Origin of the sequence: Microbacterium sp. F2 (assembly GCF_052274505.1) — a bacterium.
GTDB lineage: Bacteria > Actinomycetota > Actinomycetes > Actinomycetales > Microbacteriaceae > Microbacterium.
In genome coordinates this window covers 184,520-205,628 of sequence record NZ_JBNVBV010000004.1, presented here as the reverse complement: position 1 = coordinate 205,628, position 21,109 = coordinate 184,520, and the positions used below count along the sequence as shown (strand labels likewise).

The following is a 21,109-nucleotide window of genomic DNA, read 5'->3' as shown; positions in this document are numbered from 1 at the left end:
CGTGGCACACGTGTGGCGCGGAGTCATGAACGAGTATGCCGACCGCCTGGGGGTGACCGCGGAATCGACGGTCGTCTCCCTCGGAGAGGGCGGCACGCCCCTGGTGCCGGCGCCGGCGCTGTCGCAGCGCACCGGAGCCCAGGTCTGGGTGAAGTTCGAGGGTATGAACCCGACCGGTTCTTTCAAGGACCGCGGCATGACCGTAGCCCTCTCACGGGCTGTCGAGCACGGCGCCAAGGCCGTCATCTGCGCCTCGACGGGCAACACCTCGGCATCCGCTGCCGCGTACGCCGCCCACGCGGGGATCACTGCGGCAGTGCTGGTACCCGAGGGCAAGATCGCCATGGGCAAGCTCAGTCAGGCGGTGGCGCACAACGGTCAGCTCATCCAGATCCGCGGCAACTTCGACGACTGCCTCGAGATCGCCCGGGAGCTCGCCGACAACTACCCCGTCCACCTCGTGAACTCGGTCAACCCTGACCGCATCGAGGGGCAGAAGACTGCGGCGTACGAGATCGTCGAGGTCCTCGGCGACGCGCCCGACTTCCATTTCATCCCCGTCGGCAACGCCGGTAACTACACGGCGTACTCCCGCGGCTACCGCGAGGAGGCAGAGCGTGGCGTCGCTACCCGCGTTCCGCGGATGTTCGGGTTCCAGGCAGAGGGAAGCGCTCCGCTCGTGCGCGGCGAAGTCGTGAAGAACCCCGAGACGATCGCCACCGCCATCCGGATCGGAAACCCGGCATCGTGGGAGCTCGCACTCGAAGCCCGGGCGGCGACCGATGGCTGGTTCGGCGCGATCGACGACGAGCGGATTCTCGCCGCGCAGAAGATCCTCGCCGGTGAGGTCGGGGTTTTCGTGGAGCCGGCATCGGCGATCAGCGTTGCGGGCCTGCTCGACCGGGCGGAGGCGGGAGTGATCCCGGCGGGATCCACGGTCGTGCTGACCGTGACCGGCCACGGGCTCAAGGACCCGCAGTGGGCGCTGCGTAACGCCGACGGCTCGGAGGCCCGGCCGACTGTCGTGGACGCGACCACCTCCGAGGTGGCTTCTGTGCTGGGACTCGCGCGCGCAGGGGCGCCCGCGTGAACGCAGCCCGGGTCGCCGAACGTTCGGTCGCGGTGCGTGTGCCCGCGACCAGCGCGAACCTGGGTCCGGGATTCGACACGCTGGGGCTCGCCCTCAGCATCTACGACGACCTGGTCGTGACCTCGCTTGCGGAGCCCGGGCTCGACATCCAGGCCGAGGGTGAAGGCGCTGACGAAATCCCGCGGGATGAAACGAACCTTCTGGTGCGGGCCATGGCCTATGCCTTCGAGGCGGTCGACCGCCCCATGCCCGGATTGCGTCTGCGCGCCCGCAACACGATCCCGCACGGCCGCGGCCTCGGGTCTTCTGGCGCAGCGGTCGTTGCCGGCATCCTGGCCGTCAAGGGACTGCTCGAGGGTGATGTCGAGATCGGGCCCGACACCATGCTGCGCCTGGCGACCGAGCTGGAGGGGCATCCCGACAATGTGGCACCGGCGCTGTTCGGCGGTCTGACGATCGCGTGGATGGACGAGGCGATCCCGCAGCACAAGAAGCTGCTGGTGCACCGCGGTGTCTCGCCCGTCGTGTTCGTCCCGGGCTTCACGATGTCAACGAGCGTCGCCCGTAGCCTTCAGCCCCTGCAGGTGCCTCGAGAGGATGCGGTCTTCAATCTCTCGCGGTCAGCGCTGCTGATCGCGGCTCTCACGCAGAGCCCCGAGCTGCTGCTTGCCGCCACGGAAGACAAGCTGCATCAGAACTACCGTGCGCAGGCGATGCCTGAGACCGACCGACTGGTCCGGGCGCTGCGCGAGCAGGGCTTCGCGGCAGTCGTGTCGGGAGCGGGCCCCAGTGTGCTGGTGCTGGCGGACGGACCGGGCCGTCGCCTGGAGGCGGCAGCGGTTGCCGAGCAGGTCACGGACACCCCGTGGGAGGCTCACATGCTGGCCGTCGACGTCAAGGGTGGTACAGTGAAGGAGCACGCGGGGGGTTCCACGTAACTCGTGAATCTGGCCCCCGCCGCATATCTGCGAAGCCTCCGCAATTCCCTCGATCTTCCGAATCCGGACATCTCTGTCCGGAAGGAATCGAGGAGAGGCAGATGAGCACGAGACGCTGAGTCCCGCTCAGCACCTCGAGCCCATCGCGGCGGCTTCTTCATCCGTGCGGGTCCGCACATCATTCGATTCACCGCACATTAGGTACACAAGGGAGTACTCGTGGAGTCCATCTCCGAGGTCCAGACCGACGCGTCCGAGAGCGACGCTGTCGACCAGACCACCCCAGCGGCCGACGAGGCCGCACCCCAGACCGAAACCACCCCGTCGCAAGCATCGACCGAGACCGAGACCGAGAGCGCCGACGCCGACGCCGACGCCGCGGAAGCTTCGGCTCCCGAGTCGGAGGCCGCTGTCGAGACCGAGGTCGCAGAACCTACTGCCGAGGCGAGCACGGAGCCGGCCGAGGATGCAGGTAATGCCGCCGAGGCGAGCGACGAGACTGCTGACGCGGCCCCTGCCTCGTCCCCGGACGCCCAGGAAGCAGCGACTGCTGAGGAGCAGGCATCCGCAGCGCCATCAGAGGCCCCCGCCGAGGAGGCTCCCGCCGCTGAAGCGCCAGCCAAGCCGGTACGCAAGCGGGCACCCCGTCGAGCCAAGAGCACCGACGTTGCCGCGCAGGCTCCCGCAGACGAGGCTCCCGCAGACGAGGCTGCCGCAGAGCTGCCCGCGTCCACCGGCGCCGAGCAGTCGAGCGCGGCTGCAGACGACAAGCCGGTCGACACGTCGGCCGAGGGCGACAAGCCCCTCGATGCAGGGGATGCACCCGAGGCTGCTCCCGCCGAGGCAGTAGCAGCCGACGAGTCGTCGACCAGCGCCGAGTCCTCCGACGACGCCGGCGAAGAGTCCACGCCGAGCCGCAGCCGCAGCCGCAGCCGTAGCCGCAGCCGCAACCGGGCATCCGGCGGCAACGGCAACGGATCGGGTAACGCCGGCAACGGCAACGCGGGTTCGACCGGCGGGCCTGAGCAGTCGGCCTCGACGAACTCGGACGAGGACGGCGGTGCGTCCAGCGCTCGCGGTCGCCAGCGCAACAAGCGCCGTGGCCCGAACCAGAACGACGAGTTCGAGCCCGAGGTCGGCGAGGACGATGTCCTGATCCCGATCGCCGGCATCCTGGACGTACTCGACAACTACGCCTTCGTTCGCACGACCGGCTACCTGCCCGGCCAGAGCGATGTATACGTCTCGCTCGGTCAGGTCAAGAAGTACAACCTGCGCAAGGGTGATGCCGTCGTCGGTGCCATCAAGCAACCCCGCGAAGGCGAGCAGACTGGCCGCCAGAAGTACAACGCACTCGTCAAGGTGGATGCCGTCAACGGCCTGTCGGTCGAGGACGCCGCGAACCGCGTCGAGTTCGGCAAGCTCACGCCGCTCTACCCGCAGGAGCGCCTGCGCCTGGAGACTGCCCCCGAAAAGCTCACGCAGCGGATCATCGACCTGGTAGCTCCCATCGGCAAGGGCCAGCGCGGCCTCATCGTCGCGCCACCGAAGGCCGGGAAGACGATCGTGCTGCAGCAGATCGCGAACGCGATCGCGACCAACAACCCCGAGGTCCACCTCATGGTCGTGCTCGTCGATGAGCGGCCCGAAGAAGTCACCGACATGCAGCGCACCGTGAAGGGCGAGGTCATCGCCTCGACCTTCGACCGTCCAGCCGAAGACCACACCACGGTCGCCGAGCTCGCCATCGAGCGGGCCAAGCGCCTCGTCGAACTCGGCCGTGACGTCGTCGTGCTGCTGGATTCGATCACCCGACTCGGCCGCGCCTACAACATCTCCGCGCCGACTTCTGGCCGCGTCCTCACCGGCGGTGTCGACGCCTCAGCGCTCTATCCGCCCAAGCGCTTCTTCGGCGCTGCTCGCAACATCGAGAACGGCGGATCGCTCACGATTCTCGCCACGGCACTGGTCGAGACCGGCTCCAAGATGGACGACGTCATCTTCGAGGAGTTCAAGGGCACCGGCAACAGCGAACTGCGTCTGAACCGCCAGCTTGCTGACAAGCGCATCTTCCCCGCAGTGGATGTCAACGCGTCGAGCACGCGTCGCGAAGAGATTCTGCTCTCGCCCGACGAGGTCAAGATCACCTGGAAGCTGCGTCGCGCCCTCGCGGGCCTCGACCCCCAGCAGGCACTCGAGGTCGTGCTCGGAAAGCTCAAGGAAACCCAGTCCAACGTCGAGTTCCTCGTGCAGATGCAGAAGTCGATTCCGGCGCCGACCTCCAACGGTCACGGTGCCGGCGGACACGGCCACGGACACGAGAACAGCATCCGCTGACCCGGCGGCATCGAGATGGCCGAGCCGGCGATGTTCGACTCCGTCCGCGCGCTGATCGACGAGCACCGCGAGGTGCAGATCGAACTGTCTGACCCGGCGGTGCACGCAGATCCTGCCCGCGCAAAGCGGGTGAACAGACGCTACGCCGAACTGAGTCGGATTGTCGCTGCCCACGACGCGTGGGTGGCGGCATCCGATGACCTGGCAGCTGCCCGCGACCTCGCGAGGGAGGACGACGCCTTCGCAGAGGAGGTGCCGGCACTCGAGGAGCGCCTCGCCGAAACGCAGGAGCGGCTTCGGCGGCTGCTGATTCCGCGAGACCCGGATGATGCGCGCGACGTGATCATGGAGATCAAGCAGGGCGAGGGCGGTGCAGAGAGCGCCCTGTTCGCCGCTGACCTGCTGCGGATGTACCTGCAGTACGCCGCCTCGAAAGGGTGGAAGACCGAACTTCTCGAGCGCAATGAGTCAGACCTCGGTGGGTTCAAGGATGTCCAGGTCGCGATAAAAGGGTCGTCCACCGACCCGTCGCAGGGTGTGTGGGCTCATCTGAAGTACGAGGGCGGCGTGCACCGCGTACAGCGGGTTCCCGCGACCGAGTCCCAGGGGCGCATTCACACCTCGACGACAGGCGTACTGGTCTTTCCCGAGGTCGATGAGCCCGAAGAGATCCACATCGATCAGAACGATCTCAAGATCGACGTGTTCCGTTCCTCCGGCCCCGGCGGCCAGTCGGTGAACACCACGGACTCGGCGGTGCGGATCACGCACCTGCCGACAGGCATCGTGGTGTCGATGCAGAACGAGAAGTCTCAGCTGCAGAACCGCGAGGCCGGGATGCGTGTCCTGCGAGCCCGGCTGCTGGCCAAACAGCAGGAGGAGCGGGATGCCGCGGCATCCGATGCCCGTCGCTCCCAGATCCGTGGGATGGATCGCTCGGAGCGCATTCGGACCTACAACTTCCCCGAGAATCGCATCGCCGATCACCGGACCGGCTACAAGGCCTACAACCTGGATCAGGTCATGGATGGCGCCCTCGAACCGATCATCGCGTCGTGCATCGCAGCCGACGAGGAGGAGCGGCTCGCCGCTCTCGGTTCAGACGGGAACTGATCCCGCGCGCCGCAGCGAGAGATCCTGTCGCGGTGGTCATCGAGGCGCTACTGTCAGGGCGTGGTCATGTTCCTCATCCGCGCGTTGATCTTCGTCCTCTCCGCCGCCGTCGGCCTCATCGCCGCCGACCTGCTGCTTCCCGGCTTCCGTATCGACTGGGCCGACTGGTGGGGCTTCGTCCTTGCCGTTTTGATCTTCGCCGTACTCCAGAGCGTCCTGTCGCCGTGGATCGCGACAGTCGCGAAGCGTAACGCGCCCGCCCTGCTCGGGGGCATCGGCATCATCTCGACCCTTGTCGCGCTCGTGATCGTTGTGCTCATTCCCCGTGGCGGCATCAGCATCGGCGAGCCTTTCGTGCTCACCTGGATTCTCGCACCCGTCATTGTGTGGCTGGTCACGGCCCTCGCGACGTGGCTGCTGCCGATGGTCTTCATCAAGAAGAAGGTCGAGGAGCGTCGCTCCGAGAAATAGACGGGGCGCCGACCACGGCCGTCAGCAAAGGGGGGTAAAGACATGGACGTCATCATCACCGCGGGGACCATCGTCACGATGGACGCGGCGCGAACCAGAGCGCAGGCTGTCGCTGTCTCAGACGGGCGGATCGTCGCCGTGGGGAGCGTGGCTGAGTGTCAGAGCGCGCTACCTGGCGCAAGCCTGCACGATACGGGCGCCGCCGCGCTGCTACCCGGATTCGTCGAGCCGCATTCGCATCCCGTTCTCAGCGGTATGGCCACGATGCCGCCGGCGTATTGGATCGCGCCGTGGTTCGCCCCGACATGGGATGACGTGGTCGCTGCCTTCCACAAGGCGATCGCGGAGACGCCGGCCGACCAGCCGCTCGCGTTCTTCGGCTTCGATGGTCTCCTGCACAAGCACGCCGACCCGACGGCACCAGAACTCGATGCCATCTTCGGCGACCGCATGGTGATGGTCTTCGGCAACTCGGGGCACACGTCCTACGTCACGACCGCGGTGCTCGAGCACCTCGGCTGGGTGAAGAACCCACCGGCGGACCCCGTTGGCGGATTCTTCGGCCGCAACGCCGACGGCTCCCTCAACGGTGTGGCCACCGAGATTCCTGCGGCCATGGCGCAGGCGGCTCCCGTGCTGGAGGCCCTTGCGAAGAGCCCGAAGCCCCTGCAGGGGGCCGTGGAGTACTACGTGCTGCTGTCCTCGGCGGGGATCACCGCCACGTCGGAGCATACGTACAAGACCGAGCTGAAGTCGGCGTACGAGGCGCTCGCATCGCTTCCGAACAGCCCCCTGCGGATCTCGCTGTACCACATGTCGACGGAGGCTGACTGCGGTGATCCATTCACCTCAGCGGCGCCTGACGAGATGCTGCGCAAGCAGGGGATCAAGCTCTGGGCCGACGGGTCGCCGTGGGTCGGCAACGTGGCGATGAGCTCGCCCTACCTCGACACCGAGGTGACGCGCGCTGCAGGAATCGATCCGGGAATCCCCGGCGAGAAGATGATGAACTACACCCGCGACCAGCTTGACGCCCTGTTGGAGGCTCACGTCGGTGAGGGCTGGCAGATGGCCTTCCACGCCAACGGCGATATCGCGATCGACATCGTGCTGGATGCTTTCACAACGGTGCTCGGCCGGCACAACCTGATCGAGAGTGATCACCGCTGGCGGATCGAGCACATCGGCGGTGCTCGTGCTGATCAATTCGCTCGGATGGCCTCAATCGGTGCCGTGCCCTCCATGGGGCCGTTCCAGTTCTACTACTGGGGCGATCTGCTCGACGGGGGCATGTTCGAGCCGGCGGTGGGTGGTTCCTGGCAGCGCTTCCGCGACGCTTTCGACGCGGGTCTTCCGGTTTCGTTCCACAACGACGGCTCCGTCACGCCTCCCACGCCGCTGCTGAACATGCAGGCAGCAGTCACGCGCCGGTGCGTGTCCGGCGCTCTGCACGCTCCCGAACAGGCGGCGACGCTGGATGAGGCGCTGCGGGCACACACGATCAATGCAGCGTTCGCGCTGGCGCGCGAGCACGAGATCGGCTCCATCGAGGTGGGCAAATTCGCGGACTTCGTCGAACTCGACGCGGATCCGTACTCGGTGGCTCCCGACAAGATCAGCGCCATCGGCGTGCTTGGCACGTGGCTCGGCGGCGCTCGCGTCGACCTCGGGGAGTTCGCCGCGGCATCCCACCAGGTCGACGACGCTGCCTTCGCGCAGCTGCGCACCTACGGCGTGCCGGCGTGCTGTCACCTTCCCGGGGCTAACGCGTGACACCCGGCTCGTCTGCATGACGGGCTCTGGAAGTCGCGCGACGTTCGCAGAATGACGCGAAGTTCGCACGATTGTCGCGGCATCCTGCGAACTCCATGCGATTCCGCGAACCTCGTTGAGGTCTGCTCAGATCTGGTAGTCGGGCATCGTCAGGATGGCGCGGGTGTCCATCCCGTCCTTGCGCTTGCGGGCCTTTGCCGGGATGCCGGTGAGCACGCTGTCGGCTGGCGCATCCCGCGTGACCACGGCGTTCGCCCCCACGACCGAGCGGTCGCCGATCGTGATCGGGCCGAGGATTTTCGCGCCGGCGCCGACCGCGACTTCGTTGCCGATCGTGGGGTGGCGCTTGCCACCCTCGCGCTGCCGGCCGCCCAGCGTGACCTGGTGGTAGAGCAGGACGTCATCGCCGATCTCGACAGTCTCGCCGATGACGACGCCCATGCCGTGGTCGATGAAGAAGCGCCGTCCGATCTGCGCGCCGGGATGGATCTCGATGCCGGTGAGCCAGCGGGTGAGCTGAGATCCCGCCCGCGCGAGGAAGCGCGCGTTGTGGGTCCAGAGCCAGTGGTTGACGCGGTGCGCCCAGATCGCATGCAGTCCCGAATAGAGGACCGCGATCTCCAGACCGCTGCGGGCAGCAGGGTCTCGGAGCTTCGCTGCGGCAATGTCCTCACGGACACGGCCGATGACGTGGCGCACCCCCACGCTCAGTCCTCGCGCAGGTGCTCGAACAGTGCCGTTGAGAGGTAGCGCTCCCCGTTGGAGGGGATGACCACAACGATGTTCTTGCCCGCGGCCTCGGGTCGCGCCGCGACCTGAAGAGCAGCCCACACTGCAGCACCGCTGGAGATACCCACGAGGATGCCGTCCTTTGTGCCCACGGCGCGGGCGGTGGTGATCGCGTCGTCGAACTCGACGTCGATGACTTCGTCGATAACGCCCTGGTCGAGGATCTCGGGGATGAAGTTCGGGCCGATGCCCTGGATCTTGTGGGGACCGGGGCGACCCTCGGTCAGCAGCGGGGAATCCTTAGGCTCGACGGCGACGACCTTGACGCCGGGGACGCGCTCCTTGAGCACCTGGCCGACGCCGGTGATCGTGCCGCCCGTGCCGATCCCGGCCACGAAGTAGTCGACCTTGCCGTCGGTGTCGCGCAGGATCTCTTCAGCCGTGGTCTTGCGATGGATCGCAGGGTTCGCCTCGTTGGCGAACTGCTTGGCAAGGACCGCTCCGGGTGTGGATGCGGCGATCTCCTCTGCCTTCGCGACCGCGCCCTTCATACCGAGGGCCGGGTCGGTCAGTACGAGCTCCGCGCCGTAGCCCTTCAGGAGCAGCTTGCGCTCGGTCGACATCGACGAGGGCATGGCCAGGATGACCTTGTAGCCGCGAGCGGCGCCGACCATAGCCAGCGCGATGCCGGTGTTGCCGCTGGTGGCCTCGACGATCGTGCCGCCCGGGGGGAGTTCGCCTGAGGCTTCCGCGGCATCCACGATCGCGATGCCGAGGCGGTCCTTCACGCTGGACGCGGGGTTGTAGAACTCGAGCTTTGCCAGCACTGTGCCATCGACGCCCTCCGCGACGCGGTTGAGCCTGACGAGGGGAGTGTTGCCGAACGCGCTCGTGATGTCGTTGTGGATGCCGGTCATGCCAGGCCTTTCGCGGAGGTGGTCGGTACAACGACCAAGCGTAGGCGAGCGTCTCCGGTGTGGGCGAAATGTGACGAATTGCTCCGTCAACCGAGCCTCATCGTTCCGACCTTCGGTCGATGCACCGTTACGTAGGGAATGCACGTGCCTGAGCGGGGGGCTACGCGGTGTTCAGGTTCGGGACGCCCCATCCCTGACGTGACGCACCGTAGCGTGGCGCTGTTCATCGGAAGGGGTAGTCATGTCGGTTCGGTTCCGGTCTCCCATTTGTGTGCTCAGCGTCGCGATCCTGTGCTTCAGTGCGACGGGACTGACAGCGTGTTCCGGTGCCGGGCCCACTGCCCCGGAAGCATCGCTCGTCGCGACGACCGACGTGGCAACGGCAGAGGGTGGGTCAGAGCCCACCGCGTCCCCGGAGCCGATGATCGAGGCGGCGAGCGACCCGGAGTCTTCCGACCTGTGCTCGCTGGTCAGTCATGACGAGGTGGTGGCTCTTCTGGGCGCCGCGACGTTCGTAAGCCAGAATTCGTTCGGCAGTCTCACCGATTCGTTCGGGGGCCAATGCGCGTGGGCTGACAATACGACCGGCGACACCGCGGGTGGGGCGACCTTCCTCGAACTCATTGTCTGGGATCCCGCGGGCACCAATCCGCCGCCGCCGGACGCGCCCCGTGCGGGCTCCGAAGGCATCGTCGCAACCAGCACGGGCGCCTACTTCGCCTCCGCAGACAAGGTCTTCTGGCTGCGTGTGTCTGGCGATCACGCCACGGATCAGGCGCTCGTCAGCGCGACACAAGCGTTGGCTGAGTCTGTAGCTGCCCGGATATGACAGGGGGTACTGTGCCAACGAGGACGGCGACGGCTCCCACACGACCGGCGACGCCGAGGGCACGGTAGATACCGCGAAGGTGTTTCTCAACGGTCTTCTCACTGATCGCGAGGCGCTCGGCGATGGCCCGGTTACCCTCACCGGCGACCATCAGGCGTGCGACGTCGGTCTGACGCGCTGTCATGCGCGCAAGCAGAAGTGCGTCGATCGTGGTGGCGCCCTCCCGGGCACGTGCAATTCCGACTCGATTGGAAACGCCCAGCTTGTTGATGATCGCGGCGATGTGACCTTCGACGGTACGAGGGGAGAGGTAGAGGATTCTCGCGATCTCCTGATTGCGCAGGCCTTGAGCAGCCAGACGGGCGACAGCCTCCTGGGCGAGAGTGAGGCTCGACCACTGGATACTGTCGAGGGCCGCCCCGGGTGGGGATGTCGAGGCGAGACGCTGTTCGGCCCAGGCTCGCAGTTCCGCGGTGCTCACCGATCGGAGGAGTCGCTCAAGGCTGCGGGCGGCCACCGCATCTGGTTCGTCCCTGCGGTTGGGGCCTGCAGAACCGGAAGTAGCCATGACATTGGCGATGATCATGGTCGCGCGGGCTCCGACCAGCCCGCTGCCCGTGCGATCGGCCTGTCGTCGTGCGCGATCGGCGCGTGCCATGCCGCCCGGCCGATCGCCGCGGGCGATATCGATCCGAGCTCGGGCGGCCTCTCGTGCTGCGTGGAATTGCTCGTTGACGCCAAGATCAACCCGATCGAAGTCCAGGATCATCCACTCGGCGAGATCGATCTGTCCGGCGCTGACAGCAGCCTCGATCAGCACGTCGTATGCGTATGCGCGGAGGGCAGGGGGCAGCAACGGCATTCCGGCGCCGCCGCTGCCGAGACGCAGAATCTCTGAAGCGCTGTCGAGCGCACCGACGGCGGCGAGACCGAGCGATGTTGTGAGCGCCATGCCCGAGTCGGCATACCCTCGTGCGGGAAGGATCACTGCGCGAACCTTCTCGGTTTCGGCCAGCGCGAGGCGGGGGTTGCCGCTCAGGCCCGCGAGGAGAACCCGCACACACCAGACAGATCTCTGAGCGAGGGGTGCCTCCGCGTCGGCGGTTGCCGCATTGAGCGCGCCTCGGGCCGCGTCGATGTCGCCCCGGAACAACAGCGCGCGCGTGAACGCGAGGTGAAGCCACACGCGAGCTCGGCGTGGAACAGCCAGCTGGACGGCATCGCTCAGCATCCGCTGGCATCCAGCCATGTCGCCGACGATGTGTGCCGCCTCGCTCCAGCGGAACAATGCCATCGCGCCGGTTATGGAGCCAGCGTCCGGCATCCGAGGCTGTATCCCACCCCGCACCGCGCCCGTGAGCAGGGCCTCGACCTGCGCCCGGCCAGCTGCTGCGGCGTCGGAGTCGTCTTCGTCGTCGGAGGCGAGCAGCGCATGAGCGTCGCCGAATCGCCCTTCGAACAGCGCGCCGTACGCCGCGGCCCATCCGCGCGCAGGGAGGCAGTCGGTTTGCCCCGTCTCCATCGTTTGCAAAACGGCGAGGGAAGCAGCATCCTCCACCCTTCGGCTCATGCGCCTGATCATGCCACGTGCCGCTCGACAGGGTGGGGGAACTACCCTCGCTGCCGCCGAACGCGGGGGGAACCACGTGACGCCGAGCCCGGCGCGCACCCAGGTCGGTAACCATCGAGCCATGAGATCGTCTCGACTTGTTGTCCTCGTTGCTTTGGCTTCTCTCGCTGGTCTCGGGCTGACCGCCTGCAGCAGTGCGCCCCTCGACGACCAGCCGAAGACCGACAAGGTCGAGGAGGCAACGATCGATCCGTCCGTTGAGCTGCCTGAGCCAGGGACGGGCGATGTGTGCATCCTGGATGCGTGGAGCGCAGATCTCCCGGGTCTTGCAGCTCAGATGGAATCGGACCTCTATGCGGACGACCAGCTCGATGTGCTCGCCGCTGATGTGACGATCGATGGTGAGATCCAGTGGATCTTCGAGGCCGACCACACCTTCCAGTGGGGTGGGCCCGCGACCTTCACCACGTATGTCGCCGACACCGCAGGAATGGAGATGACGGTGTCGCTCGAATATGGCGGAACGGTCACAGGCACCTGGGTGTACGACAACCCTGAGATGAGTCGCATTGTGATCGGCGGGATCGACACGTCCCTTCACACCGTCACGCCGACGGTCACGGTCAACGGCGTGCGGATGGACGATCCATCGGTGTTCGACGCGGTCGTCGATGCCGCTCCCGGACCCGGCCCGGTCGAGATCACCTGCGGCGGGGGGAGTCTGCTGACTCAGCCGGCGGGTGGTCCCTTTGTCACGGAGTGGCTGCCTTCGCGCTGAGCTGGGGTGTCAGCGCTCCCTCTAGGCTGAGGGGCGCCCATGGATGCAGATCTGACACACACCAGCCAGCACAAGACAGTCGCAGGCGCCATCTCCGATGCTGCTGAACATCTCGCTCGTGCAGGAGTTCTCGATTCTCGTCGGGATGCCGAGCTTCTCCTTGCGCACGTTCTCGCGGTATCACCTGGCGCAGTCCAGGCAGCGGCCGTGCGAGGCGACACGCTGGAGGAGGCATCCGACGCGCACTACCAGGAGCTGGTCGCTCGACGCGCCTCCCGGGAGCCGCTGCAGCACATCACGGGAAGCGCACCGTTTCGCCACCTCGAGCTGCGTGTCGGCCCGGGCGTTTTCGTGCCGCGACCCGAGACAGAGACGCTCGTGCAGATCGCGCTGGATGCGCTGCTGGCGGCAGCCTCACCGTCGCCGATCGCGATCGACCTCGGCACCGGGTCGGGAGCGATTGCCCTCGCGCTGGCGACCGAGGCTCCGCACGCCCGTGTCTTCGCCGCAGAGAACGCCGTCGATGCCTTCGTGTGGGCCAAGGAGAACTTCGCCCGCGTCGGTGCCCACAACGCCACGCTCGCCTTCATCGATCTCGCCCGCGCGTTTCCCGACCTCGACGGGAAGGTCTCGGTCGTCGTGAGTAATCCGCCGTACGTGCCGGATGCCGCGGTGCCGCGTGACCCCGAAGTGCGGTGGTTCGATCCGCCGACCGCCCTCTACGGCGGGGAAGACGGGCTGGATGTCGTCAGGCAGGTCAGTGCGACAGCGCTGCGATTGGCTCACCCCGGCGCGCTCGTGGCCATCGAGCACGGCGAGAGTCAGGGCGCGGCGATCCGGGAGCTCCTGGTTGCTGACGGATGGCGAGCGCCCGCGACCCACATGGATCTCACGCGCCGCGATCGGGTCACTACCGCGCTGCATCCGTAACCGCTCGCGCTTCCTGCAACGGCCGCCGCTTCCCGGAACGGCCCGTGGCTTCCGTAGACTGAGCAGGCCATGTCCGACATCTTCGACTGCCGTGACGATGCCCAGCTCTTGCCCGGCATGCGACAGGCGCGCCAAGCGATCGGCCGGGGTGCCCTTGTCGTCATCCCCACCGACACCGTGTACGGGATAGCCGCCGACGCGTTCAGCGCTGCCGCAGTGCAGCGGTTGCTGGATGCCAAGGGCCGCACCCGTGAATCGCCGCCGCCCGTGCTCGTGGCGGGAACAACCATGGTGCGCGCACTCGTTGCCGACCTGCCCGAGCCGGTCGAGCGACTCATCGAAAGGTTCTGGCCCGGCGGATTGACGATCGTGCTGCCCGCTCAGCCCTCGTTGACGTGGGACCTGGGGGAGACCCGCGGCACGGTCGCGGTTCGCATGCCCGATCACCGCATCGCCCTCGAACTCATCGAAGAGACCGGTCCGCTCGCGGTCTCGAGCGCGAACCTGACCGGTGAGGCCGCCGCCGTCGACGTGCTCAGCGCACACCAGATGCTCGGTGACCGGATCGATGTCTACCTGGATTCGGGTCCCGTCGCCACGGGAGTTCCCTCGACGATCCTCGACGCCACGGGACTCGCTCGACGCGAGCGGGGAACGGCGCGCATCCTTCGTGTCGGCGCGGTGACGGCTGATGAGATCCGTGAGGTGATCGGCGATCTGCTCGATGACCCCGCTGCACCGCCTGTGGACACGGATGCCGACGACACCGGATCCGCGTGAAGCAGTACCTGTTCGTCGTCATCCTGACCGCGACCATCACCCTCGTGCTGGCGTGGGCGGTGTGGCAGTTGAGCATGCGCTACAAGCTCTACCCCGGCATCCGGGAGCGCGACGTCCACAAGACACCGACGCCGCGCCTAGGCGGGGTCGCCATGTATCTCGGTATCGTCGCTGCATTCCTCGCATCGTCGCAGCATCCCTTCTTCTCGATCTTCTGGGCGGACCCCGCGGCCGTGTGGGCGATCCTCGGCGCCACGACACTCATCGTGCTCGTCGGTGTCGCCGACGACATCTGGGACCTCGACTGGATGATCAAACTCGGCGCGCAGTTCGCGGCCGCGGGAATCATCGCGTGGTTCGGCAAGCTGCAGATCCTCTCGCTTCCGATCGGCGGGCTGACCGTCGGCTCGAGTTGGATGAGCTTCGTGCTTACGGTCTTGTCGATCGTGATCGTCATGAACGCGGTCAACTTCATCGACGGACTCGATGGCCTTGTCGCCGGTGTCGCCCTCATCGCCAATGGCGTCTTCTTCGCGTACTCGTACCTGCTCGTCCGTGACGCCGGAGCAACCACCTACTTCAACCTGGCATCCTTCATCGCGGCAGCGCTCATCGGGGCGTGTATCGGATTTCTTCCACTGAACTGGACGCCCGCGAAGCTCTTCATGGGAGACAGCGGAGCACTCATGCTGGGCCTGCTGATGGCCGTGTCGGCGATCGCGATCACCGGTCAGATCACCCCGTCGCAACTCGATCCCGACAACTTCGGCCGGTCGCAGCTGCTCGGTGCATTCATCCCGATCCTGCTGCCGATCACGATCGTGCTGCTGCCGCTGCTCGATTTCGGTCTCGCGATCATCCGTCGTGTCGGGGCCGGGAAGTCGCCGTTCTCGCCGGACCGCAAGCACCTGCACCACCGGATGCTCGACATGGGCCACAGCGATCGCACTGCCGTCCTGATTTTCTATGCGTGGACCGCGATCATCGGCCTGGCCATGCTGCTGATGTACATCGGAACCGCATCCGACTGGCCGGGGGAGTACCTCCTCGGCGTCGGGTTCGGCGTCATCGGCGCTATCGCCTGCCTCGTCGTCACCCTCATGCCCCCGGGGCGTCGCCCCGACCCCGTCATCGCCCAGGAGGCCTCGTGAGCACCGTGTCAAGCACCCCGATCCTGCGTACGACGGTGATCTGGTCGGCGATCGTGACCGGAGCGCTCGCCGTCGTCGGTGCCCTCGTCGGCTACCTCGCCGCCGGCGAGTCGGGGCTCTGGAGCGCCCTGCTCGGTGTGCTGCTTGCCGCGGTTTTCCTCGGGATCACGAGTATCAGCATCCTGATCGCCAACCGGTGGTTCGGAACCGACCTGTATGTGCCGATCTTCTTCGGCATCGTGCTGGGCGGCTGGCTGCTGAAGTTCATCGTGTTTCTGGTCGTACTGTTCGTCGTGCGTGACCAGCCCTGGGTCAACGAGATGGTGTTCTTCCTCGCCATGGTTGCGGGCATCCTCGCCTCGCTCGCCGTTGATGTCATCGTGCTGACCCGGATGCGGTTGCCCTACGCGAGCGACACGAAACTGCCCACCGCGGATCCCGACGACACCTCCGTAAGGGAGTGACGCGGCGCCGGCACCCCTCCGGGTTTGCTAATGTGGTCTTGCGCCCGCCCGTTCGCCTGACGAGCGCTGCCGGGATCGCCAAACTCATCGCCCATCGTCGCAACGGCTTATCCCCGGTGCCCCGAAGCTGGAGCCAGCGCTGTTTACTCAAGCTGCGAGCCTTATCGTGTCCACTGCCGAAGATGGCGGGGGATTCCACGGACCATCCGTCGATGAGTTCTTCCCGGAGCCGATCTTCCACCTGTTCGGGATCGAGGCGCTCGCGGTTACGCGAATCACCCTGATCCAGTTCGCTGCGACGATCGCGATCGTCCTGATCTTCTGGCTGGGCACGCGCCGCATGCGGGTCGTGCCGGGTCGCTTCCAGAGCCTGGTCGAGATGGGCCTGGACTTCGTACGGGTGAACATCGCCGAGGATCTGCTGGGCAAGAAGGACGGCCAGCGGTTCCTGCCGATCCTCACGACGATGTTCTTCATGATCCTGTTCATGAACATCACGGGAATCATTCCGTTCATGAACATCGCGGGGACGAGCGTGATCGCCGTGCCCTTGGTCCTCGCGATCATCAGCTACGTGACGTTCATCTACGCCGGCATTCGCAAGAGCCCGAAGAACTTCTTCAAGAACTCGCTGTTCCCCTCGGGCGTGCCGTGGCCGATCTACATCATCGTCACCCCGATCGAGCTGATCTCGACCTTCATCATCCGTCCGGTGACGCTGACTCTCCGACTCCTCATGAACATGATGGTCGGTCACCTGCTGCTCGTCCTCTTCTTCGCGGCGACGCAGTTCTTCCTCTTCGACCTCGGCGGCTGGTGGTCGGCTCTGGCAGCTGGCAGCCTCGCGTTCGGGTTCGTCTTCACTCTGTTCGAAATCCTGGTGGCCGTCCTCCAGGCCTATGTCTTCGCCCTCCTCACCGCGGTTTACATCCAGCTCGCGGTGGCGGAAGAGCACTAAGCGGGTCGGCCCGAAAGCCGCCCTCAACCGAAAGGAAAAATCCGTGGACGCAACTACGGTTCTCGCCCAGGTATCCGGCAACGTCGCGACGATGGGCTACGGCCTTGCCGCCATCGGCCCGGCCATCGGCGTGGGCATCGTCGTCGGCAAGACGATCGAGGGCGTTGCCCGCCAGCCCGAGCTGGCCGGTCGCCTGCAGGTGCTGATGTGGATCGGTATCGCCTTCACCGAGGCGCTGGCGTTCATCGGTATCGCCACTTACTTCATCTTCGTCTGATCCGACTCACCAGCCTTAAGGAGACAGGATGCTCACGGCTCTTGTCACGTATGCCGCCGAAGAGGGGGCTGCGCACAACCCCCTCATCCCGGCGTGGTACGACATCATCTGGTCGTCGGTGTGCTTCATCGTCATCCTCGTGCTGTTCTGGCTGTACGCCCTCCCGCGGATGAAGAAGCTGCTCGACGAGCGATCAGCGGCGATCGAAGGCAACATTGCGAAGGCCGACGAGGCACAGCGCAAGGCGGAGGCTGCCCTCGAGGAGTACACCGCGCAGCTGGCTGACGCCCGCCGCGAGGCCGGCGAGATCCGCGACGCCGCCCGCGAGGACGGCAAGAAGATCGTCGCCGAAGCCAAGGAGACCGCGTCTGCCGAGGCCACGCGCCTCACGGCTGCCGCGCACGCGCAGATCGACGCCGAGCGCCAGACGACGTTCGTGTCGCTGCGCAGCGAAGTGGGGACACTGGCCCTTGACCTCGCCGGCGGTGTGATCGGTGAGACCCTCTCGGACGACGCCAAGGCGAAGGCCGTGGTCGACCGGTTCCTTGCCGACCTTGAGGCATCCGAGACGGCGGCCAAGTAATGGGCAGCGCGACGAATCAGGCGCTCGCGGAAACGACCGCGGCGCTGGCTGCGGCTCGTGGCGTCGACCTGACCGTCGCCCGCGAGCTGTTCGTTGCCGCGCGCGAGCTCGGCCAGACTTCGCAGCTCAGCGGCGCGCTGGCCGACTCGGCAGCTGCTCCGTCGGCTCGCGCGAAGGTGATCACCGATGTCTTCGGGCCCTCGATGGCGTCGGCGACCGTCGGCCTGCTCACCAACGCCGTCCAGCAGCGGTGGTCATCGGCATCCGATCTCATCGATGGCATCGAAGAGCTCGCTGTGCGCGCCGCCACGATCGCGTCGGACGCTGACGTCGAGTCCGAGCTGTTCGAGTTCTCCCGCACGGTCGCGGCGAACCCCGAGCTCGAACTCGCGCTCGGGAGCCGCCTCGGTGATGCCTCTGCGAAGGGCGACCTGGTTGCGAAACTCCTGACCGGGCGGGCGAGCGAAGCGACGGTCCTGGTCGCATCCTCGCTCGTGCAGCAGCCGCGCGAACGCCGCGTACGTCAGCTGTTGTCGCGTGCGATCCGCATCGTCGCCGACGAACGCGGCCGCGCTGTCGCCACCGTCACCGCAGCGGCAGCGCTGAGCACGGAACAGGCGAGCCGCCTCACCGAGCTGCTCAGCCGTCGCTACGGCACCAAGATCTCCCTGAACACCGTGATCGACCCGACGGTGGTCGGTGGCCTGCGTGTGCAGATCGCCGATGACGTCATCGACATGAGCGTTTCCTCCCGGCTCGCAGACCTCCGTCAGCGACTGGCCGGCTAACGACAACGCCGACAGGCGCAGACTTCGGGTCCGACGCACGGAACCCGAGAAAGACCTTAACGAAGGAAGACCATGGCAGAACTCTCCATCAGCCCCGACGTCATCCGTGACGCGCTGAAAGACTTCGTCGCGGCCTACGAGCCCTCCGGGGCAGCGGCCAACGAGGTCGGCACCGTCATCGACGCCGCCGACGGCATCGCCCATGTCGAGGGTCTCCCCGGCGTGATGGCCAACGAGCTGGTGACCTTCGCTGACGGCACCGCGGGCCTGGCCCTGAACCTCGACGAGCACGAGATCGGTGTCGTCGTCCTCGGCGATTTCGCCGGCATCGAGGCGGGTCAACAGGTCACGCGTACCGGCGAAGTGCTCTCGGTTCCCGTCGGCGACGGCTACCTCGGCCGGGTCGTCGACCCGCTCGGCAACCCGATCGACGGTCTCGGCGAGGTTGCCACCGAAGGCCGCCGCGCTCTGGAGCTGCAGGCGCCGGGCGTCATGCAGCGTAAGAGCGTGCACGAGCCCATGCAGACCGGCATCAAGGCGATCGACGCGATGATCCCCGTCGGCCGCGGTCAGCGCCAGCTCATCATCGGCGACCGCCAGACCGGCAAGACGGCGATCGCGATCGACACCATCATCAACCAGAAGGACAACTGGGCTTCGGGTGACCCCGAGAAGCAGGTCCGCTGCATCTACGTCGCCATCGGTCAGAAGGGTTCCACGATCGCGTCCGTCAAGGGTGCGCTCGAGGATGCCGGTGCCATGGAGTACACGACGATCGTCGCCGCTCCCGCATCCGACCCCGCCGGCTTCAAGTACCTGGCGCCCTACACCGGTTCTGCCATCGGTCAGCACTGGATGTACGGCGGCAAGCACGTCCTGATCATCTTCGATGACCTCTCGAAGCAGGCCGAGGCTTACCGTGCCGTGTCGCTGCTGCTGCGCCGCCCGCCGGGCCGTGAGGCATACCCCGGCGACGTCTTCTACCTGCACTCGCGTCTGCTCGAGCGTTGCGCGAAGCTCTCCGATGAGCTGGGCGCAGGCTCGATGACGGGTCTTCCCATCATCGAGACGAAGGCCAACGACGTCTCGGCGTACATCCCGACCAACGTGATCTCGATCACCGACGGCCAGATCTTCCTGCAGTCCGACCTGTTCAACGCGAACCAGCGCCCCGCTGTTGACGTGGGTATCTCGGTCTCCCGTGTCGGTGGTGACGCTCAGGTGAAGTCGATCAAGAAGGTCTCGGGAACGCTCAAGCTCGAGCTCGCGCAGTACCGCTCGCTCGAGGCCTTCGCGATGTTCGCGAGCGACCTGGATGCGGCATCCCGTCGCCAGCTCGCCCGCGGTGCGCGTCTGACCGAGCTGCTCAAGCAGCCGCAGTACTCGCCGTACCCCGTGGAGGAGCAGGTCGTCTCGATCTGGGCCGGCACCAACGGCAAGCTCGACACGATCGAGGTCGAGGACGTGCTGCCGTTCGAGCGTGAGCTGCTGGACTTCCTGCGCCGGAACACGACGATCCTCGATCGTCTTCGCGAGACCAACGTGCTGGATGACGACACCGCCGCCGAGCTCGAGAAGGTCGTCGACGACTTCGTGCTGGAGTTCCGCTCCGGCAAGGGTCAGGCGATCTCCAAGCCCGGCCACGAAGAGGTCGGCGCCGCACAGGCTGAAGACGTCAACCAGGAGAAGATCGTCAAGGGCCGCCACTAAGGCCGCGCGAGGGCGATAAACCATGGGCGCACAACTCCGGGTCTACAAGCAGAAGATCTCTTCTGCCCAGACGACCAAGAAGATCACGAAGGCGATGGAACTCATCGCGGCTTCGCGCATTCAGAAGGCGATGGGTCGCGTGCGCGCGTCAGCTCCGTTCGCTCGCGCGGTAACCCGCGCGGTGTCGGCTGTTGCCACGCACTCGAACGTCGATCACCCGCTCACCACCGAGCGTGAGGTCATCCGGCGGTCGGCCGTGGTGATCTTCGCCTCCGACCGCGGACTTGCCGGCGCGTTCAACTCGCAGATCCTCCGCGAGGGTCTCGAGCTCGCGCAGCTGCTTCGCCAGCAGGGCAAGGAGCCGGTGTTCTATCTCGTCGGACGCAAGGCCGTCGGGTACTTCCAGTTCCGCAAGATGGCAAGCGCCGGACAGTGGACGGGCGACACCGACACGCCGCACTTCCACACCGCGGAAGAGATCGCGGCAGCTCTGCTGGATGCGTACGACCGTGGCGGCAACGAGGGTGGCGTCGATGAGATCCACCTCGTCTACAACCGCTTCGTGAGCATGATGACCCAGAGCCCCGAGCAGGTCCGCCTGCTGCCGCTCGAGGTCGTCGAGGCCGAGGAGTCGGCATCCGCTCAGGTGTATCCGCTGTACGAGTTCGAGCCCGACGCCGAAACCGTGCTCAACCAGCTGCTGCCGGTCTACATCCAGAGCCGCGTCTTCAACGCCCTCCTGCAGTCGTCTGCCGCAAAGCACGCCGCGACGCAGAAGGCGATGAAGTCCGCGAGTGACAACGCCGACAAGCTCATCACCGACTACACCCGCCTGCGCAACAACGCGCGACAGGCCGAGATCACGCAGCAGATCGCCGAGATCGTCGGCGGCGCCGACGCTCTGGCGTCGGGCAAGTAGACCT

Annotated in this window: 21 protein-coding genes; 18 read left to right on the top strand and 3 right to left on the bottom strand. The window is 66.4% G+C overall.

Annotation, left to right across the window (positions count from 1 at the left end):
- Position 1: 1 nt before the first annotated feature.
- The 6 genes from thrC to ACQVDU_RS09945 all read left to right on the top strand — a co-directional run bounded on the left by thrC (position 2) and on the right by ACQVDU_RS09945 (position 7,722).
- Positions 2–1,090 carry a threonine synthase gene (gene thrC / locus ACQVDU_RS09970; RefSeq protein WP_300594141.1) on the top strand — a complete coding sequence of 363 codons (1,089 nt, stop codon included), beginning with the start codon at positions 2–4 and terminating at the stop codon, positions 1,088–1,090.
- On the top strand, positions 1,087–2,028 hold the full coding sequence (gene thrB / locus ACQVDU_RS09965) for a homoserine kinase (protein ID WP_300594138.1): 942 nt from the start codon (positions 1,087–1,089) through the stop codon (positions 2,026–2,028). The genes thrC and thrB overlap by 4 nt, the downstream gene beginning before the upstream one ends.
- A 219-nt stretch (positions 2,029–2,247) precedes the next feature.
- The gene (gene rho / locus ACQVDU_RS09960; protein ID WP_443477021.1) at positions 2,248–4,365 is read left to right on the top strand and encodes a transcription termination factor Rho; all 2,118 of its coding nucleotides are present in this window, start codon (positions 2,248–2,250) and stop codon (positions 4,363–4,365) included.
- Between the two features lie 30 nt (positions 4,366–4,395).
- Positions 4,396–5,478 (top strand): peptide chain release factor 1, encoded by a 1,083-nt coding sequence (gene prfA / locus ACQVDU_RS09955; protein ID WP_292711899.1) that lies wholly within the window; start codon positions 4,396–4,398, stop codon positions 5,476–5,478.
- Between the two features lie 66 nt (positions 5,479–5,544).
- Complete coding sequence (locus ACQVDU_RS09950; RefSeq protein WP_267189575.1) at positions 5,545–5,949, top strand: hypothetical protein; 405 nt, start codon at positions 5,545–5,547, stop codon at positions 5,947–5,949.
- 42 nt (positions 5,950–5,991) lie between these two features.
- Complete coding sequence (locus tag ACQVDU_RS09945; RefSeq protein WP_443477020.1) at positions 5,992–7,722, top strand: amidohydrolase; 1,731 nt, start codon at positions 5,992–5,994, stop codon at positions 7,720–7,722.
- Positions 7,723–7,848: 126 nt separating this feature from the next.
- On the opposite strand, the gene epsC is transcribed toward ACQVDU_RS09945, so the two are convergent.
- Positions 7,849–8,427 (bottom strand): serine O-acetyltransferase EpsC, encoded by a 579-nt coding sequence (epsC, locus tag ACQVDU_RS09940; protein ID WP_300594129.1) that lies wholly within the window; start codon positions 8,425–8,427, stop codon positions 7,849–7,851.
- A gap of 2 nt (positions 8,428–8,429) precedes the next feature.
- A complete protein-coding gene (gene cysK / locus ACQVDU_RS09935; protein WP_292711906.1) occupies positions 8,430–9,368 on the bottom strand; it encodes a cysteine synthase A in 939 nt (312 codons plus the stop codon).
- A gap of 241 nt (positions 9,369–9,609) precedes the next feature.
- On the opposite strand from cysK, the gene ACQVDU_RS09930 reads away from it, so the two are divergent.
- On the top strand, positions 9,610–10,197 hold the full coding sequence (locus ACQVDU_RS09930; protein ID WP_443477019.1) for a hypothetical protein: 588 nt from the start codon (positions 9,610–9,612) through the stop codon (positions 10,195–10,197).
- On the opposite strand, the gene ACQVDU_RS09925 is transcribed toward ACQVDU_RS09930, so the two are convergent.
- The gene (locus ACQVDU_RS09925) at positions 10,151–11,767 is read right to left on the bottom strand and encodes a helix-turn-helix domain-containing protein (protein ID WP_300594124.1); all 1,617 of its coding nucleotides are present in this window, start codon (positions 11,765–11,767) and stop codon (positions 10,151–10,153) included. The genes ACQVDU_RS09930 and ACQVDU_RS09925 overlap by 47 nt on opposite strands.
- 121 nt (positions 11,768–11,888) lie before the next feature.
- Here ACQVDU_RS09925 and ACQVDU_RS09920 point away from each other — a divergent pair, with 121 nt between their 5' ends.
- From ACQVDU_RS09920 to ACQVDU_RS09870, 11 genes are all read left to right on the top strand, one after another.
- Positions 11,889–12,545: a hypothetical protein gene (locus tag ACQVDU_RS09920; protein WP_443477018.1), complete on the top strand. Its 657-nt coding sequence runs from the start codon at positions 11,889–11,891 to the stop codon at positions 12,543–12,545.
- A gap of 39 nt (positions 12,546–12,584) precedes the next feature.
- A complete protein-coding gene (gene prmC, locus ACQVDU_RS09915; RefSeq protein WP_443477017.1) occupies positions 12,585–13,475 on the top strand; it encodes a peptide chain release factor N(5)-glutamine methyltransferase in 891 nt (296 codons plus the stop codon).
- 69 nt (positions 13,476–13,544) lie between these two features.
- Positions 13,545–14,255 carry an L-threonylcarbamoyladenylate synthase gene (locus tag ACQVDU_RS09910; protein ID WP_443477016.1) on the top strand — a complete coding sequence of 237 codons (711 nt, stop codon included), beginning with the start codon at positions 13,545–13,547 and terminating at the stop codon, positions 14,253–14,255.
- Complete coding sequence (locus ACQVDU_RS09905; protein ID WP_292711919.1) at positions 14,252–15,406, top strand: MraY family glycosyltransferase; 1,155 nt, start codon at positions 14,252–14,254, stop codon at positions 15,404–15,406. The genes ACQVDU_RS09910 and ACQVDU_RS09905 overlap by 4 nt, the downstream gene beginning before the upstream one ends.
- Positions 15,403–15,870 carry a hypothetical protein gene (locus ACQVDU_RS09900; protein WP_363496088.1) on the top strand — a complete coding sequence of 156 codons (468 nt, stop codon included), beginning with the start codon at positions 15,403–15,405 and terminating at the stop codon, positions 15,868–15,870. The genes ACQVDU_RS09905 and ACQVDU_RS09900 overlap by 4 nt, the downstream gene beginning before the upstream one ends.
- A gap of 166 nt (positions 15,871–16,036) precedes the next feature.
- Positions 16,037–16,828, top strand: a complete 792-nt coding sequence (gene atpB / locus ACQVDU_RS09895; RefSeq protein ID WP_292711923.1) for a F0F1 ATP synthase subunit A — start codon at positions 16,037–16,039, stop codon at positions 16,826–16,828.
- Positions 16,829–16,871: 43 nt separating this feature from the next.
- Positions 16,872–17,105 (top strand): ATP synthase F0 subunit C, encoded by a 234-nt coding sequence (atpE, locus tag ACQVDU_RS09890; protein ID WP_292711925.1) that lies wholly within the window; start codon positions 16,872–16,874, stop codon positions 17,103–17,105.
- A gap of 28 nt (positions 17,106–17,133) precedes the next feature.
- Positions 17,134–17,688 (top strand): F0F1 ATP synthase subunit B, encoded by a 555-nt coding sequence (locus ACQVDU_RS09885; RefSeq protein WP_443477015.1) that lies wholly within the window; start codon positions 17,134–17,136, stop codon positions 17,686–17,688.
- Complete coding sequence (locus tag ACQVDU_RS09880) at positions 17,688–18,476, top strand: F0F1 ATP synthase subunit delta (protein ID WP_443477014.1); 789 nt, start codon at positions 17,688–17,690, stop codon at positions 18,474–18,476. The genes ACQVDU_RS09885 and ACQVDU_RS09880 overlap by 1 nt, the downstream gene beginning before the upstream one ends.
- A 72-nt stretch (positions 18,477–18,548) precedes the next feature.
- Positions 18,549–20,186, top strand: a complete 1,638-nt coding sequence (atpA, locus tag ACQVDU_RS09875; RefSeq protein ID WP_300594103.1) for a F0F1 ATP synthase subunit alpha — start codon at positions 18,549–18,551, stop codon at positions 20,184–20,186.
- 22 nt (positions 20,187–20,208) lie between these two features.
- A complete protein-coding gene (locus ACQVDU_RS09870; protein ID WP_300594100.1) occupies positions 20,209–21,105 on the top strand; it encodes a F0F1 ATP synthase subunit gamma in 897 nt (298 codons plus the stop codon).
- Positions 21,106–21,109 lie beyond the last annotated feature (4 nt).

Bases quoted from the DNA above. Each gene is read 5' to 3' on its own strand.
- prfA (WP_292711899.1), top strand. From the start codon at position 4,396: ATGTTCGACTCCGTCCGCGCGCTGATCGACGAGCACCGCGAGGTGCAG.
- ACQVDU_RS09950 (WP_267189575.1), top strand. From the start codon at position 5,545: ATGTTCCTCATCCGCGCGTTGATCTTCGTCCTCTCCGCCGCCGTCGGC.
- ACQVDU_RS09945 (WP_443477020.1), top strand. From the start codon at position 5,992: ATGGACGTCATCATCACCGCGGGGACCATCGTCACGATGGACGCGGCG.
- cysK (WP_292711906.1), bottom strand. From the start codon at position 9,368: ATGACCGGCATCCACAACGACATCACGAGCGCGTTCGGCAACACTCCC.
- ACQVDU_RS09930 (WP_443477019.1), top strand. From the start codon at position 9,610: ATGTCGGTTCGGTTCCGGTCTCCCATTTGTGTGCTCAGCGTCGCGATC.
- ACQVDU_RS09925 (WP_300594124.1), bottom strand. From the start codon at position 11,767: ATGAGCCGAAGGGTGGAGGATGCTGCTTCCCTCGCCGTTTTGCAAACG.
- ACQVDU_RS09920 (WP_443477018.1), top strand. From the start codon at position 11,889: ATGAGATCGTCTCGACTTGTTGTCCTCGTTGCTTTGGCTTCTCTCGCT.
- prmC (WP_443477017.1), top strand. From the start codon at position 12,585: ATGGATGCAGATCTGACACACACCAGCCAGCACAAGACAGTCGCAGGC.
- ACQVDU_RS09910 (WP_443477016.1), top strand. From the start codon at position 13,545: ATGTCCGACATCTTCGACTGCCGTGACGATGCCCAGCTCTTGCCCGGC.
- ACQVDU_RS09885 (WP_443477015.1), top strand. From the start codon at position 17,134: ATGCTCACGGCTCTTGTCACGTATGCCGCCGAAGAGGGGGCTGCGCAC.
- ACQVDU_RS09880 (WP_443477014.1), top strand. From the start codon at position 17,688: ATGGGCAGCGCGACGAATCAGGCGCTCGCGGAAACGACCGCGGCGCTG.
- atpA (WP_300594103.1), top strand. From the start codon at position 18,549: ATGGCAGAACTCTCCATCAGCCCCGACGTCATCCGTGACGCGCTGAAA.
- ACQVDU_RS09870 (WP_300594100.1), top strand. From the start codon at position 20,209: ATGGGCGCACAACTCCGGGTCTACAAGCAGAAGATCTCTTCTGCCCAG.